Origin of the sequence: Bradyrhizobium sp. R2.2-H, assembly GCF_004346455.1 — a bacterium.
Classification (GTDB): Bacteria; Pseudomonadota; Alphaproteobacteria; order Rhizobiales; family Xanthobacteraceae; genus Bradyrhizobium; species Bradyrhizobium diversitatis.
On sequence record NZ_SMBR01000004.1, the window covers coordinates 82,417 to 96,976 of the forward strand.

Sequence of the window (14,560 nt, forward strand, 5' to 3'; positions counted from 1 at the left end):
ACGCCATGCCGAACACCCCGCCTCCCTTCTCCGCTCCTTACGCACCCGATGACACCGAGATCGCCGCGCGTCTCTTGCCGGCGTCGCAGCTGTCCCCGCCGCAGGAGGCGCGGATCGACCGCAGCGCGACGCGGCTGATCGAGGCGATCCGCAAGCGCGACGACCGGCTTGCAGGTAACCTTGGCGGGGTCGAGGACATGCTGCGGGAGTTCGCGCTCTCGACCAAAGAGGGCCTCGCGCTGATGGTGCTGGCCGAGGCGCTGCTGCGCGTGCCGGACGCGCGCACCGCCGACCAGTTCATCGAGGACAAGCTCGGCGAAGGCGACTTCATCCACCACGAGACCAAGTCCACCGCGTTCCTGGTCAACGCCTCGGCCTGGGCGCTCGGCCTCTCCGCGCGCGTGATCCAGCCCGGCGAGACGCCCGACGGCACCATCGGCCGGCTGGTGAAGCGGCTCGGCGCACCGGCCGTGCGTACCGCCACGCGCCAGGCGATGCGGCTGATGGGCAATCATTTCGTGCTGGGCGAGACCATCGAGCAGGCGCTGGAGCGGGGCCGGCCGCGCTCCGGCCAGAAGACGCGCTATTCCTTCGACATGCTCGGCGAAGGCGCGCGCACAGCGGCGGATGCGAAACGCTACTTCGACGCCTATGCCAGCGCCATTGAAACGATCGGCAAGGCGGCAGGCAACCATCCCCTGCCCGACCGGCCCGGCATCTCGGTCAAGCTGTCGGCGCTGCATCCGCGCTTCGAGGCGATCAGCCGCGGCCGCGTGATGGCCGAACTGGTGCCGCTGCTGCTGGACCTCGCCCAGCGCGCCAAGGCCCATGACCTCAACTTCACCGTCGACGCCGAAGAGGCCGACCGTCTGGAGCTGTCGCTCGACGTGATCGCGGCGACGCTCGCCGACCCCTCGCTCGGAGGCTGGGACGGATTTGGCCTGGCCATCCAGGCCTATCAGAAGCGCGCCGGCGCGGTGATCGATTATGTCGATGCGCTTGCCCGCGCACATGATCGCAAGCTGATGGTGCGGCTGGTCAAGGGCGCCTATTGGGACACCGAGATCAAGCGCGCGCAGGAGCGCGGGCTCGGCGGCTATCCCGTGTTCACGCGCAAGGCGATGACGGATCTGAACTACGTCGCCTGCGCGACGAAGCTGCTGGCTTTGCGGCCCCGCATCTTCCCGCAATTCGCCACCCACAACGCGCTGACGGTCGCGACCGTGCTGGAGCTAGCCGCCGGCAGCGGCGGCTTCGAATTCCAGCGCCTGCATGGCATGGGCGAAGCGCTGTACGAGCAGCTGGCGAAAGATCACCCGGACATCGCCTACCGCACCTACGCGCCGGTCGGCAGCCATCGTGATCTGCTCGCCTATCTGGTGCGGCGGCTGCTCGAGAACGGCGCGAACTCGTCCTTCGTGGCGCAGGCCGCCGACTATCGCGTGCCGGTGTCGGCGCTGTTGCAGCGTCCGGCAGATGCCATCGTCCGGCCGCAGGCGGCGGCCCATCCAAAAATCCCATTGCCTTGCGATCTCTTCGCACCGGACCGGCGCAATTCGCGCGGCATCGAATTCGGCGAACGTGCCGCGCTCGATCGGTTGCTGACCGACGTCAGGGCCGAGACGGCCCGCCTCGAGGCGATCGCCGATGCCTCGCCGGATCAGGCCAATGCGGCGGTCGCCGCGGCACGCGCCGGCTTTGCCGCCTGGAGCCGCACGCCGGCAGGCGCGCGCGCGGCGGCGTTGGAGCAGGCCGCGCATCTGCTGGAGAGCCGCGGCGCTCACTTCATGGCGCTGCTGCAAGCCGAGGGCGGCAAGACGCTTGACGACGCGCTGTCGGAGCTGCGCGAGGCCGCCGACTTCTGCCGCTACTATGCCGCGCAGGGCCGCAAGCTGTTCGGGGGCGAGGCTGCCATGCCGGGCCCGACCGGCGAGAGCAACGCGCTCACCCTGCGCGGCCGCGGCGTGTTCGTCGCGATCTCGCCCTGGAATTTTCCGCTGGCGATTTTCCTGGGACAGGTCACGGCCGCGCTGATGGCCGGCAACAGCGTCGTCGCAAAGCCCGCCGAGCAGACGCCGCGCATCGCGCGCGAGGCCGTGGCCGTGCTGCACGAGGCGGGCATCCCCAAGAGCGCGCTGCACGTCGTCACCGGCGATGGCCGCATCGGGGCCGTGCTAACCGCGCACGCTGACATTGCGGGCGTGGTCTTCACCGGCTCGACCGAGGTGGCACGCTTGATCAACCGGACTCTCGCCGCCAAGGACGGGCCGATCGTGCCGCTGATCGCGGAGACCGGCGGCATCAACGCGATGATCGCGGATGCCACCGCGCTGCCCGAGCAGGTCACTGATGACGTCGTGACCTCGGCCTTCCGTTCAGCCGGCCAACGCTGCTCGGCGCTGCGGCTGTTGTTCGTGCAGGAGGACGTCGCCGACCGCATGATCGAGATGATCGCTGGCGCCGCGCGCGAGTTGAAGATCGGCGACCCCTCCGACGTCGCAACCCATGTCGGGCCTGTGATCGACGAGGAGGCCAAGCAGCGTCTCGACGCGCATATCGCGCGGATGAAGCACGAGGCGCGGTTGCACTTTGCAGGCCACGCGCCGGACGGCTGCTTCGTCGCGCCGCACATCTTCGAGCTCAGGGAGCCCGGCCAGCTCACCGAGGAGGTGTTTGGCCCGATCCTCCATATCGCGCGCTATCGCGCCGAGAACCTCGAAGGCGTCCTGCATGCGATCGAGCGCACCGGCTACGGGCTCACCCTCGGCGTCCATTCCCGCATCGACGACACGATCGAGGTGATCATCGACCGCGCCCAGGTCGGCAACATCTACGTCAACCGCAACATGATCGGCGCCGTGGTCGGGGTGCAGCCGTTCGGCGGCAACGGCCTGTCCGGAACCGGCCCGAAGGCCGGCGGTCCGCACTACCTCGCGCGCTTTGCCACCGAGCAGACGGTGACAATCAACACCGCAGCAGCCGGCGGCAATGCTGCATTGCTTGCGGGGGAGGAGTGAGGCCCTGCGCCAGGCGCCGTTGCATCCCGACAAAACATCGATCTAATGCTGCCATCACCGGCCCGCGCCAATTCCAGCGCGCGGGAAACGACTGAAGCAAGGGAGCGACGCTGCGATGGACAAGGGCATTTTTGCGGGGCTGAAGGTTCTGGACTGCGCCAGCTTCATTGCAGCGCCCGCGGCCGCGACCGTGCTGTCGGATTTCGGTGCCGACGTCATCAAGATCGAGCCGCCCGGCGCCGGCGACCCCTACCGCAACCTGCCCAATTTGCCCGGCTATCCCAGCGGCGAGCACAATTTCGCCTGGCTGCTGGAGGCCCGCAACAAGAAGAGCATCGCGCTCGACCTCGCCAAGCCCGAGGCGCAGGCGGTGCTGTACAAGCTGGTGGCGGAGGCCGACGTCTTCATCACCAACATGCCGCCGCCGGTGCGCGCCAAGCTCGGCATCACCTATGACCACCTCGCCCATCTCAACGACCGGCTGATCTACGCCTCCTTCACCGGCTACGGCGAGAAGGGCGAGGAAGCCAACAAGCCCGGCTTCGACAGCAACGCCTATTGGGCGCGCTCCGGCCTGATGGACCTCGTCCGCGCCGACACCGATACCACACCGGCCCGCTCGGTCGCGGGCATGGGCGACCATCCCTGCGCCATGGCGTTCTACGGCGCCATCGTCACCGCGCTGTATCAACGCGAGAAGACCGGCAAGGGCTCGCATGTCGCCTCCAATTTGATGGCGAACGGGGTGTGGGCCGCGAGCGTGCTGGCGCAGGCCAAGCTGTGCGGCGCCAAATTTGGCGAGCGGCGGCCGCGCGAGCGCGCGCTGAACGCGGTGGCCAATCACTACCAGTGCAAGGACGGCCGCTGGCTGATCCTGTCGCTGCTGAACGAGGAGAAGCAGTTCCCGACGCTGGCCCGCTGCCTCGGACGCGAGGATTTGATCAACGATCCCCGCTTCGCAACCAAGGCCGACCGTCACGCCCACTCGGTCGAACTGATCAAGATTCTGGACGACACTTTCGCCACCAGGGACCTCGCCGAATGGCGGCAGATCCTCGACGGCAACGGCCTCGTGTTCGGTGTCGTTGCCATTCTCGACGACATCCCGAACGACAAGCAGATGCTCGACAACGAGGTGCTGGTGCCGTTCGAGAACGACACCATGCTCACCATCAACAGTCCGATCTGGATCGACGGCGCGAAGAAGGTGCAGCCGCGCAAGCCGCCCGCCGTTGGCGAGCACAGTGACGAGATCTTGCGCGGCGCGGGGTACGACGAGGCGGCGATCAAGCAGCTGCGGTCGAAGGGGGCGGTGGGATAGGCCGGCGCGCCGGCGTTACTTCCGCGCGATCAAGCCGCCCACCAAGTCCAACAGCTCCGCCTTCGCCTCACGTCGGAAGCCGGCTCTGGGCGTGGCGAGTTGGCGAAAGAGCAAGCCAATCAGCGCCGAGACGAACAACTCGGCGTGGCGGCGTGGGTGTGGGGACTTCGCAGCTTTCAGCGCAAGCTCCGCACTCTGCCGCCACGTGTCAAACCACTCGGCGACCACGGGCCGATAGTGCTCTTGCCTCGCGGCGGCCAAGAAGGCCTCATAGCAGGCGATATGCGTCTCGGCTTCTGCGCTGATCTCGCGGGCGTAGAAATCGACCAGCGCGTCGATCCAGGCCTCCACCTCGAACGCCTTGTCCTGAAGGCTGAGAGCCAACGCACGCAGCCTGCCGATTTCGCGCGCCAGAGCGAACTGCAGGGCGGCCTCAATCAGCGCATCACGGGTTCCGAAATGATGCGTGACCGCACCGAGCGAAACCCTGGCCTCGGCCGCGACCGCCCGGTGGGTCACGCCGTCAAGTCCATGTCGCCCGATGATGCGCAACGTTGCCTGCATCAGGGGCTGCTCGCGCTCGCCCGACTCTGTTTTTGTATCCTTGCTCATCCGGCCCTGGCATCCAGCTCTTGACCTGCGACAGAACAAATGTTCTGTTATGCGGATCATATGTAATATGATTATCCAGGCCCCCGGAGGCAAGGAGCGTTCAATGTCGAGCTACCAACTCCACTATTTCCCCGAGTCAGGCAACAGCTACAAGCTCGCGCTGATGCTGACGATGTGCGGCCAGCGGTTCGAACCGGTCTGGACCGATTTTGCCGGCGGCATCACCCGCACGGCGGAGTGGCGCAAAGCCGTGAACGAAATGGGCGAGATTCCCGTGCTCGAAATCGACGGCGTGAGGATGACGCAGACCGCGCCACTCCTGCTGCAGCTTGCGGAGCGGTATGGCCGCTTCGGCGCCGAGAACGCCGACGAGAAATTCGAGCTCTTGCGCTGGCTGTTCTGGGACAACCACAAGCTCACCGGCTACATGGCCACGTACCGCTTCATGCGCGCCTTCACCGAAAAAAACGATCCGCAGGTGCTGAAACATTTTCGCCGGCGGCTCGACGACTTCCTCGGCATCCTCGACGGGCATCTCCAGCACAACGACTTCGCGATCGGAGCGAGGCCAACGGTCGCCGACATCTCGATGATGGCCTATCTGCACTATCCGAGCGACGAGCACGGCTTCGATTTCGCGGCGAGCCATCCCGCCATCCACGCCTGGCTCGGCCGCATGGCCGCGCTGCCCGGCTGGAAGCCGGCCTATGAGCTGCTGCCGGGCAAGCGAATGACGAATTACGCGAAGTGAGAGAGCCAAAGCCTCGGCGCCATCATGGCCGGGCTTGTCCCGGGTATCACGAAGGAAAGCGGAGGCTACCGCAGCGACAGCCAGCCGAGCGTGAAGAGGATCCCGCCGATGATGACGGCCGCCGCGACCGCCCAGGTGCTGACGCGGACGCTGCCGGTGACCTGCTTGGCTTCTTCATTGCGCGCGATCTCGCGATTGCGCTCCTTGGTGGACTCGCTGGTATCCGTCATGGGTCATCCAAATCGCTTGCTGGTTTAACGCGTCTTGATGAAGCACATGCCGATGCGGCGCGAGGCCGCGGCAGCCTGACAGGTGAGACCGTTAGCACAGCTCCATGACGTAAAACTCCTGTCCGGCGTTCCCGATCCCGCATCCTGCAGGGAACAATGCGCGCCCCAGCCGTCCTGATATTCGGTGCCGGCGAGTTCCTTACCTCCGCGGGTCTGCGGCCGGCTGGCAAATCCGCGTGAGAAATCAGGCCGTTTGCCGGAGGCAAACGCGGTCAGAATGTCGCGGCGGCGGAGCTGGTCGCCGAAGAAATGCGGCGAGGCCGGCACGATGGCGGAATTGGACGGGTCGTCCGCGAGCCAGTCGACGCCAGGGAAATGAAAGCCGCCGATGCCGCGGGTCTGGTGGCAGCCGGCGCAGGTGACGTCGTTGAGACGGCGCTGGAAACCGGCGACCGAGCGGACATTTTGCATGTCGGCGCCGCGTGCCGCCGCCTGCTTCAACGCGCTGACCACGTCACTATCAGTGAAGACTGGATCGCCTTTGCCTTCCGCTTGTCCCTCTCCTTGCATCATGCCGAACTCGGGCTGCAGCGCCGAGGCATCGAAGCCGGCGGGAGTCGGCACCACCGCGGCCCTGGCCAGGAATTTCTCCGGGATCAGCACGGTACCGCGATCGAACTCGCGCAGATGATCGGGCGCGAGCAGCCAGGCCTTGAAGTCGCGCCGGAGCGCATCGTCGGCGAGGATCCTGTCGCGGTCGATCTGGTTCTCCAGCGTCGATTCCTCGAACGTCTTGGTGGCAGCGTCGTACCTGAACACCTTGAGCAGATAGTCGGAGCGGAAATCGTGCAGCGCCGATTTCGGCGCGACCGAGACCTGGATGTTGGTCTCGATGCGGTCGAGCATGGCGTCGTAAGGGGGGATACGACTACCGATCAACCCTTGCCAGTCGCCATTGTCGAGCCAGCGCCGGGCAACCTCGGCGCAGGCGACCGGTTTGCCGTTCGCATCGGTCTGACGCGGATCGCGCGCCTTCATCACGAGGTTGAGCGTCATCGGCAGCCGCGTTGCGGTCTTGCCGCCATCGGGCCTGCCGTCGAAACGGGCAAGACGGTAGATCAGCCGGATCTCGCCGCAGGACTCTTCCGACACATAGGCGCGGTCCATGCGGTTCACGATCCCGGCCAGCACGAACCGCGTGTCGCGGGACTTCAGATTGGCCCGGTCGAACAATTGGACGTCGAAGCCCTCGCCGACGCCGATGGTTTCGGTCGGATATGCCGCCTTGTACCGCGCGATGTAGCGGTCGAATTCCGCATCGATCGCGGGCGGAATCTCTTTCAGCTGCGGCAGCGACGCGAACATCAGGTCGGTCGTGAGCGGGACATCCGCGCTCCGCTCCGGCGAGAGCAGACGCGAGATCGTCAGCGTATTGTTCTGGTCGAGCTTGCGCAGGAGTTCGGGCTCGGTGATCGCAGTGCCGCGCGTCAGCGCTGTAGTCTCCGCCGCGAATAGCGAAGCGACGCCGCCCAACAATGCGGCGGCAGCAACGAGAATTCGCAACGCGCGGCTCATGCCTCAGGTAACACCGCGCAGGGACGCCTATTCAAGTAAAAAGGCGCCTCACATGGTGGTGAAGCGCCTTTTCGAAAGTCGATAGCGAACGCTCAGCGCGACACGATCAGGCCCCTGCTGGTGACGACGACCCAGCGGCCGTCCTGACGACGGATCGCATCGACGCGGCCGACGCCGGGGATGGGATCGCCGGGATAGACCTCGTAGAGCCCGTCGCGGCCCTCGATCAGCGCACCGCCATTGCCGGCATTGCGCAGCCTCCAGCCTTCGATCGTCGGCAGACGGCCGACCTCGGTCTTGGGCGCGGCAGGTGCCGGTGCCGCTGCGGCGGTCGCAACCTGGGTCGGCGCGATCGAGCCGGTGGTCTCCCTGGCGGGAGCTGCTGCAGCCTGCGCGGAGGCTGCGGGCGGCGTGGCGCGGAGCTTGTCGACGGTCTCGGACAGTTTGGCGATCTTGGCCAGCGGCTCGGCCTGCGCCTTCTCGAGCTTGTCGAGGCGGTCGTTGGTCCGGTTGAACTGGCTGACGCCGGTTTTCGAGCTCTGCTCGACATTGGCCTTCAGCGCGACAAGGTCGGCATCGATCCGGGCGACCGAAGCATCCAGCGCGCTGGTGTCGGCGACCTGCACCGGCGCCTGGGCCGGGGCTGCGAAACGCATCATGCCGGCGGTCGCGAGCGCGCCGCTGATCGCGCCGACGCAGGCGGCGATCGCCACCACCGCAGCCATCGCAGACAAGCGGCGCTTGCCGCCGGTCTCGCGCGGCTCGTCCGCCTTCACATGAGGGGCGAAGTCCTCGCGGTCCCAGGACCGGTCCGAGGGCGCCATGACGATCAGCTTGCCCGGCTTTGCCTCGGGCTCGGGTTCGGCTTTCGCTTCGAGTTTCGGCACGTCGATCCGCGGCGGCTCGACTTTGGGAGCATCCGCCTTGACCGGATCCGGTTTGGGCGGCGTCTCGTGGTCGGGGGCGATCGAGGGGGCGTCGATACCGGCAGCAACCGCGAGGGCCGGCGGCGCTGCGTCGGTAGCACCGGAATCCTGGGCAGCCTGGTCGGGCATTGGTTCGCTCACGGCTCAAATACTCCAGTCTGGATTGACCTTTTGGTAACTTTCATTGCTTGCGAAATCCTTACCTTCGGACCCGCTTACCGAAACTTTAGGAATTGATCCGGGGCCGAATTGGGCCGGGAAAATGGAACCGGCGTGGCGGGTGTGAAACAATTTGTAACCGGGGGAAGATGAACGGCGGCGCAACGCCCGGGTCGTCGCCCTTCGAGCCTCGTCGCGCTCGAGCCTCAGGGTAACCGCGATGGAGCGAATGCCCGCTGCCTCCACATCGTCACTTCGACGGAGGGGTCACCACCTGCAGTCCCAGATCACAGTCCGTCACAGCACCACCGGCGCATCCGGCAGCTCATTCGAATGCGGGCCCTGTGGCGGGAAATGCCGCGCCAGCTCGCGCGACACCGCCTCGATGCCGCCGATCACGCCGCGCTCGAAGCGGCCCGACCTGAACTCGGCCTCCATCGCGTGGCAGATGCTCTCCCACCCTTCGCCGCCAACCTTCGCATCGATGCCGCGATCGGCGACGATCTCGACGTCGCGGTCGGCGAGCAGGAGATAGATCAGGACGCCGTTGTTGTGCGCGGTATCCCAGATACGCAAGTGCGAGAACACGTCGAGTGCGCGCTCGCGCGCCGGCTGGTTACGGAACAGTGGCGCGCCATCAAGCGCGCCTTCGACGACGAAGCGGACCTGACCGGAATGGGTGGCCTCGCCGCGCTTGATCGCCTGCTCGATGCGCTCGAGCACGGCTTGCGGGAAGATCTGCTTCGCCCGCCAATGATGCTGCACGAGATGTCTGGCAATGCGCTTGATGCTCATGACCGCTACCAGCTCCCCGAGGCGCCGCCGCCGCCAAAACTGCCTCCTCCGCCGCTGAAGCCGCCGCTACTCGACGATCCGCTGCTCCATCCGCTTCCCGACGAGCCGCTCGACCAGGATCCGCCGCGCGAGCGCCCGGTGCCCGGCGCCATCGCCGAAAACAGGTCGGCGACGAAGCCGACCACGAAGCCGATGGCGCCGAGCGCCATGGCGAGCGCGAAGGATCCGAGAATGAGCCAGGTCAGCGCCGCGATGATGCCGCCGACCGCGAGCGAGCCGAGCAGGCGCCCGAGGATAGCCCGGAAGAACCCGCCGACCCCGATCGAGGCGAACAGCGTCACGATGAAGAGCGGCGCGAGATCATCCAGATTGTGGGCGAAGTTGACGCTGCGCGAGGGCGCCGGCAGCGGCTCGCCGTCGATCACCCGGGTCATCCGATCGACGCCGTCGGAGATGCCGCCGGCAAAATCGCCTGTCCTGAATTTCGGTGTGATGACCTCGTCGATGATGCGCCTTGACGTGACGTCGGTCAGCGCCCCTTCGAGGCCGTAGCCGACCTCGATACGCAAGTGCCGGTCGTTCTTGGCGACGACGAGGATCGCGCCGTCGTCGATCTTCTTGCGGCCGATCTTCCAGGCCTCCGCGACCCGGATCGAGAATTGTTCGATCGTCTCCGGCTGCGTGGTCGGGACGATCAGAACGGCGATCTGACTTCCCTTGCGGCTCTCGAAGTCCTGCAGCTTCTGCGACAGCGCGGCGATGTCGCTGCTGGAGAGCGTGCCGGTCTGATCGACCACGCGGCCGGTGAGCTGGGGGACGGCGACGTCGGCGTGGGTGGGGAGCGCGAAGGCAAGGAAGAGCGCGATAGCGAGCACAAGCGCAGCGAGCGTCGAACAAGCCCACCACAGCATCGCTGTCATCGCCCGGCTTGACCGGGCGATCCAGTATTTCAGAGACGCCGGCGGAATACGGAGAAGCCGCGGCGTACTGGATTCCCCGCCTGCGCGGGGAATGACAGCGGTGTGTGGGATGCGCATCGGGGCCGAACGCGCTTACTTCGATGGCGCCGGGGCCGGGTTGAAGTCCACCTTCGGCGCGGTCGAGATCGCCTTCTCGTTCTCGACCGAGAAGTTCGGCTTCTCCTTGTAGCCGAACATCATGGCGGTGAGGTTGCTCGGGAATGAGCGGATGGTGACGTTATAGTCCTGCACCGACTTGATGTAGCGGTTGCGCGCCACCGTGATGCGGTTCTCAGTCCCCTCGAGCTGCGACATCAGGTCCTTGAACAAGGCATCGGACTTCAGCTGCGGATAGTTCTCGGTGACGACCAGCAGCCGCGACAGCGCGCTGGAGAGTTCGCCCTGGGCGGCCTGGAATTTCTGGAAGGCGGCGGGATCGTTCAGCACCTCGGGCGTCGCCTGGATGCTGCCGACCTTGGCCCGGGCGTTGGTGACGCCGAGCAACACGTCCTTTTCCTGCTGGGCAAAACCCTTCACCGAGTTGACGAGATTGGGCACGAGATCGGCGCGGCGCTGATACTGGTTCACGACCTCGGACCAGGCAGACTTGATCTGCTCGTCCTCACTCTGGATCGCATTGTAGCCGCAATTGGTCAGGCTCAGCGAGGCCAGCGCCGCCAGCACGGTCAGGATCTTGCGCATCAAATTTCTCCCGGTGGAATCCGGCGCAAACTACCAGATCGAGCACGCGAGACGCCAGAGCGCTCGAAAAGCAGCCGCCTGACGCAAGCCTCTTGCCTATCGCAGGCCGACATAGTCAACTCCGGCAAAACGAAAGCGGAAATGCCAGGGGAAACGCGATGAGCTCGTTCGAGACCATCCTCGTGGAACGGCCGGAGCCGGCGATCGTCCGGGTCGTGATGAACCGGCCCGAGGCGCGCAATGCGCAGAACCTGCAAATGACATACGACCTCAATGCCGCTTTCGACGCGGCGGTGCAGGACGATGCGGTCAAGGTCATCATCCTCGCCGGCAATGGGCCGCACTTCTCGTCCGGCCATGACCTGCGCGCGGGCGGCAAGAATGCCGCAGGCGTCGATTTTCCGCCGATCGGACATTGGGGCGGTTTCGCCGAAGCCGGCGCCCATGGCCGCTTCGCGCGCGAGCAGGAAATATATCTCCAGATCACGCGGCGCTGGCGCAACCTCGCCAAGCCTGTCATCGCCGAGGTGCATGGCAAGTGCATCGCCGGCGGACTGATGCTGGCCTGGGCCTGCGACCTCATCGTCGCCAGCGACGATGCGCAGTTCTGCGACCCCGTCGTCACCATGGGCGTCTGCGGCGTCGAATGGTTCGTGCACCCTTGGGAACTTGGCCCGCGCAAGGCCAAGGAATTCCTGTTCACGGCCGACAGCTGGAGTGCGCAGGAAGCGCACCAGCTCGGCATGGTCAACCAGGTCGTGCCGCGCGCGGAATTGTCTTCGCGCGTGCTCGAGCTGGCGCGCCGGATCGCGGCAAAACCGTCCTTCGCGCTGAAGCTGACCAAGGAAGCGGTGAATCGTTCGGTCGACGTGATGGGCCAGCCGGCGGCGATCGACCAGGCTTTTGCGCTGCACCAGCTCTGCCACGCCCATAATCTCCAGGAGTTCGGCATGATCGTCGATCCCTCCGGACTGCATCCCTCCGTGCGCAAGCCGCCGGCGGCCGCGGAGTAGACGCGATGGACCTCAATCTGAGTGACGAACAAAGATTGCTGCGCGAGAGCGCGGACCGCTTCGTGGCCGAGAGCTACGATGCCGATCACCGCCGCAAGATGGCGAACGACCCGCTCGGCTTCAGCCCGTCGGTGTGGAAGCAATTCGCCGAGCTCGGCTGGCTGGCGCTGCCGCTTCCCGAGGAGTTCGGCGGGCTCGGCGGCGGCGCGGTCGAGATCGGCATCTTGATGGAAGCCTTCGGTCGCGGGCTGGTGTCGGAGCCCTATGTCGCAACCGCGGTGCTAGGCGCGGCGCTGATCGCGAGATGCGGCACCATCGAGCAGAGGCAGGCAAGCCTGCCCAAGGTGGCGGATGGATCGCTGAAGCTTGCCTTTGCGCATTCCGAGCGCGCGGCCCGGTTCGATCTTGCCAAGGTCACGACCAGCGCCAACAAGACGGCGCAAGGCTGGCGCCTCGCCGGCAGCAAGGTCGCCGTGCTCGACGGACATGCCGCCGACCAGATCATCGTCTCCGCGCATATCCATGACCACCGAGGGCCGTCGGGGCGGATCGGCCTGTTCCTCGTGCAGGCGACGATGCCGGGCCTCGTCATCAGCGACTATCCGCGTCTTGGCGGCGGACGTGCCTGCAACATCGAGCTGTTCGACGTGCATCTGCCGGAAGACGTGCTGCTCGGTGACGGCAGCGATGCTCTGCCGGCGATCGAATGGGCCGTCGACCGCGCCATGGCAGCATTGGGTGCGGAAGCCGTCGGCATCATGCAGACGCTGCTGGACACGACGCTGGAATACACCAAGATCCGCAAGCAATTCGGCCGGCCGCTTTCCGCCAACCAGGTGATCCGCCACCGCCTCGCCGACATGGCGATGCAGGTGGACGAGGCCCGCTCGATGGCGCTGCGGGCCGCGTTGAAGGTGGATGCTGCGCCGATCGAGCGTGCCCGGGCTGCATCGGGCGCGAAAGCGAAGATCGGCAGATGCGCGCGCTTCGTCGGCGAGCAGTCGATCCAGCTCCATGGCGGCATGGGCGTCACCGAGGAACTCGAGGTCGGCGCCTATTTCAAGCGGCTCGTCGCCTTCGACACCCTGTTCGGCGGCAGCGCGCACCATTATGCCCGCCACGCCGAGCTCGGCCGCAGGGCCTGACACCAGGAGAGCCTCATGGACCTCAGTTTCAATGCCGAGGAGCGCGCTTTCCAGAGCGAGGTGCGCAGCTTCATCGCCAGGAACCTCACCGACGAGATGAAGCGCGCGACGGCGCTGACGCCCTCGGTGTTCTCCGACCCCGATATCGGCAAGGCCTGGCAGCGCGCACTGCACACCCAGGGCTGGGGCGCGCCCGGTTGGCCGGTCGAATATGGCGGGCCGCCCTGGACCTCGGCGCAGCGCTGGATCTTCGAGACCGAATGCGCACGCGCGGGCGTGCCCAACGTCAACGTGATGGGCGTGAAGATGGTCGGGCCCGTCATCATCGGTTTCGGCTCGCCGGAGCAGAAGAACTTCTACCTGCCGCGGATTCTCTCGGGCGAGGATTATTGGTGCCAGGGCTATTCCGAGCCCGGCTCCGGCTCGGACCTGTCCTCGCTGAAGACGCGTGCGGTGCGCGACGGCGACGACTACGTCATCAACGGCACCAAGATCTGGACCACGCATGCCCATCACGCCAACCGCATGTTCGCGCTGGTTCGCACAAGCGACGGGCCGCGGCAGCAGGACGGCATCAGCTTCATCCTGATCGACATGAAGACCCCGGGCATCACCACGCGCCCGATCCTGACCATCGGGGGCGACCACGAGGTCAACCAGGTGTTCTTCGACGACGTGCGCGTGCCGGTCGCCAACCGCGTCGGCGAGGAAGGCAAGGGCTGGACCTACGGCAAATATCTGCTCGAGTTCGAACGCGGCGCGGGCATCGCCTCGGCCAAGCTGCGCGAGGGATTGAAGGCGATCTCAGATCTCGCCGAGTCCGACCTCACGGGCCGCGCCATCGACAGCCCCGACATCGCAACGCGCATCTCCGAGCTCGAGGTCGACATCGACGCGCTGGAGATGACCGAACTTCGCGTGCTCTCGGCGCTGCAGACCGGGCAAAATCCCGGCGCGGTGTCATCGATCCTGAAGCTGCGCAACAGCGAGATCCGCCAGGCCGTGACGCGGCTGGGTGCCGACGTGATCGCCCACGACGCCCTCGCCGTCGAGCCGATGCGGCCGCTCTACAAGCTCAACCACGAGCCGGTGATCCCCGAGGAAATGCTGACCGTGATGCCCGAATATCTCAACGGCCGCGCCTATACCATCTTCGGCGGCACCTCCGAGATCCAGCGCGATATCATCGCGAAGATGATGTTGGGGATTTAACGTCCCAACACACGCAGTGTCGTCCCGGACAAGCGCAAGCGCAGATCCGGGACCCATAGCCACAGGCAGATGTGGTTACGGGGACGCGGAGTTGTCAGCTTCGCGCCACAATCACTCCCTGTGGTTATGGGTCCCGGATCGGC

13 protein-coding genes are annotated in these 14,560 nt (G+C 66.1%); 6 read left to right on the forward strand and 7 right to left on the reverse strand.

Features of this window, described 5'->3' with window-relative positions; translation table 11 throughout:
• Nucleotides 1–5 precede the first annotated feature (5 nt).
• Both putA and EDE08_RS11335 read left to right on the forward strand, forming a co-directional pair.
• Nucleotides 6–3,017 (forward strand): bifunctional proline dehydrogenase/L-glutamate gamma-semialdehyde dehydrogenase PutA, encoded by a 3,012-nt coding sequence (gene putA / locus EDE08_RS11330; RefSeq protein WP_131869332.1) that lies wholly within the window; start codon nt 6–8, stop codon nt 3,015–3,017.
• A gap of 115 nt (nt 3,018–3,132) precedes the next feature.
• Entirely contained in the window at nt 3,133–4,338 is a 1,206-nt protein-coding gene (locus EDE08_RS11335; RefSeq protein WP_131869331.1) for a CaiB/BaiF CoA transferase family protein, read from the forward strand.
• A gap of 15 nt (nt 4,339–4,353) precedes the next feature.
• Here EDE08_RS11335 and EDE08_RS11340 read toward each other — a convergent pair whose 3' ends face one another.
• A complete protein-coding gene (locus EDE08_RS11340; RefSeq protein WP_245524769.1) occupies nt 4,354–4,950 on the reverse strand; it encodes a TetR/AcrR family transcriptional regulator in 597 nt (198 codons plus the stop codon).
• Nucleotides 4,951–5,053: 103 nt separating this feature from the next.
• Here EDE08_RS11340 and EDE08_RS11345 point away from each other — a divergent pair, with 103 nt between their 5' ends.
• A complete protein-coding gene (locus EDE08_RS11345; RefSeq protein ID WP_131869330.1) occupies nt 5,054–5,701 on the forward strand; it encodes a glutathione S-transferase family protein in 648 nt (215 codons plus the stop codon).
• Between the two features lie 65 nt (nt 5,702–5,766).
• Here EDE08_RS11345 and EDE08_RS38370 read toward each other — a convergent pair whose 3' ends face one another.
• The 6 genes from EDE08_RS38370 to EDE08_RS11375 all read right to left on the reverse strand — a co-directional run bounded on the left by EDE08_RS38370 (nt 5,767) and on the right by EDE08_RS11375 (nt 11,047).
• Entirely contained in the window at nt 5,767–5,931 is a 165-nt protein-coding gene (locus EDE08_RS38370) for a hypothetical protein (protein WP_165935865.1), read from the reverse strand.
• Between the two features lie 24 nt (nt 5,932–5,955).
• Complete coding sequence (locus EDE08_RS11350; protein ID WP_131869329.1) at nt 5,956–7,506, reverse strand: hypothetical protein; 1,551 nt, start codon at nt 7,504–7,506, stop codon at nt 5,956–5,958.
• Nucleotides 7,507–7,598: 92 nt separating this feature from the next.
• Nucleotides 7,599–8,561, reverse strand: coding sequence for a hypothetical protein (locus tag EDE08_RS11355; protein ID WP_165935915.1), 963 nt, complete (start codon nt 8,559–8,561; stop codon nt 7,599–7,601).
• Between the two features lie 327 nt (nt 8,562–8,888).
• Entirely contained in the window at nt 8,889–9,386 is a 498-nt protein-coding gene (locus EDE08_RS11360; RefSeq protein ID WP_131869327.1) for a TPM domain-containing protein, read from the reverse strand.
• Nucleotides 9,387–9,391: 5 nt separating this feature from the next.
• Nucleotides 9,392–10,306 carry a TPM domain-containing protein gene (locus EDE08_RS11365; protein WP_165935866.1) on the reverse strand — a complete coding sequence of 305 codons (915 nt, stop codon included), beginning with the start codon at nt 10,304–10,306 and terminating at the stop codon, nt 9,392–9,394.
• A gap of 132 nt (nt 10,307–10,438) precedes the next feature.
• On the reverse strand, nt 10,439–11,047 hold the full coding sequence (locus tag EDE08_RS11375) for a LemA family protein (RefSeq protein WP_061878947.1): 609 nt from the start codon (nt 11,045–11,047) through the stop codon (nt 10,439–10,441).
• 158 nt (nt 11,048–11,205) lie between these two features.
• On the opposite strand from EDE08_RS11375, the gene EDE08_RS11380 reads away from it, so the two are divergent.
• From EDE08_RS11380 to EDE08_RS11390, 3 genes are read left to right on the forward strand one after another with little or no spacing between them, the layout of a single operon-like run.
• Nucleotides 11,206–12,060 carry an enoyl-CoA hydratase gene (locus tag EDE08_RS11380; RefSeq protein WP_131869325.1) on the forward strand — a complete coding sequence of 285 codons (855 nt, stop codon included), beginning with the start codon at nt 11,206–11,208 and terminating at the stop codon, nt 12,058–12,060.
• 5 nt (nt 12,061–12,065) lie between these two features.
• The gene (locus tag EDE08_RS11385) at nt 12,066–13,205 is read left to right on the forward strand and encodes an acyl-CoA dehydrogenase family protein (RefSeq protein WP_131869324.1); all 1,140 of its coding nucleotides are present in this window, start codon (nt 12,066–12,068) and stop codon (nt 13,203–13,205) included.
• A 15-nt stretch (nt 13,206–13,220) separates the two neighbouring features.
• On the forward strand, nt 13,221–14,417 hold the full coding sequence (locus EDE08_RS11390) for an acyl-CoA dehydrogenase family protein (protein ID WP_131869323.1): 1,197 nt from the start codon (nt 13,221–13,223) through the stop codon (nt 14,415–14,417).
• Nucleotides 14,418–14,560: the final 143 nt, after the last annotated feature.

Bases quoted from the DNA above. Each gene is read 5' to 3' on its own strand.
- EDE08_RS11335 (WP_131869331.1), top strand. From the start codon at position 3,133: ATGGACAAGGGCATTTTTGCGGGGCTGAAGGTTCTGGACTGCGCCAGC.
- EDE08_RS11365 (WP_165935866.1), bottom strand. From the start codon at position 10,306: ATGACAGCGATGCTGTGGTGGGCTTGTTCGACGCTCGCTGCGCTTGTG.
- EDE08_RS11360 (WP_131869327.1), bottom strand. From the start codon at position 9,386: ATGAGCATCAAGCGCATTGCCAGACATCTCGTGCAGCATCATTGGCGG.
- EDE08_RS11380 (WP_131869325.1), top strand. From the start codon at position 11,206: ATGAGCTCGTTCGAGACCATCCTCGTGGAACGGCCGGAGCCGGCGATC.
- EDE08_RS11340 (WP_245524769.1), bottom strand. From the start codon at position 4,950: ATGAGCAAGGATACAAAAACAGAGTCGGGCGAGCGCGAGCAGCCCCTG.
- EDE08_RS11345 (WP_131869330.1), top strand. From the start codon at position 5,054: ATGTCGAGCTACCAACTCCACTATTTCCCCGAGTCAGGCAACAGCTAC.
- EDE08_RS11350 (WP_131869329.1), bottom strand. From the start codon at position 7,506: ATGAGCCGCGCGTTGCGAATTCTCGTTGCTGCCGCCGCATTGTTGGGC.
- EDE08_RS11355 (WP_165935915.1), bottom strand. From the start codon at position 8,561: ATGCCCGACCAGGCTGCCCAGGATTCCGGTGCTACCGACGCAGCGCCG.
- EDE08_RS11375 (WP_061878947.1), bottom strand. From the start codon at position 11,047: ATGCGCAAGATCCTGACCGTGCTGGCGGCGCTGGCCTCGCTGAGCCTG.
- putA (WP_131869332.1), top strand. From the start codon at position 6: ATGCCGAACACCCCGCCTCCCTTCTCCGCTCCTTACGCACCCGATGAC.
- EDE08_RS11390 (WP_131869323.1), top strand. From the start codon at position 13,221: ATGGACCTCAGTTTCAATGCCGAGGAGCGCGCTTTCCAGAGCGAGGTG.
- EDE08_RS11385 (WP_131869324.1), top strand. From the start codon at position 12,066: ATGGACCTCAATCTGAGTGACGAACAAAGATTGCTGCGCGAGAGCGCG.
- EDE08_RS38370 (WP_165935865.1), bottom strand. From the start codon at position 5,931: ATGACGGATACCAGCGAGTCCACCAAGGAGCGCAATCGCGAGATCGCG.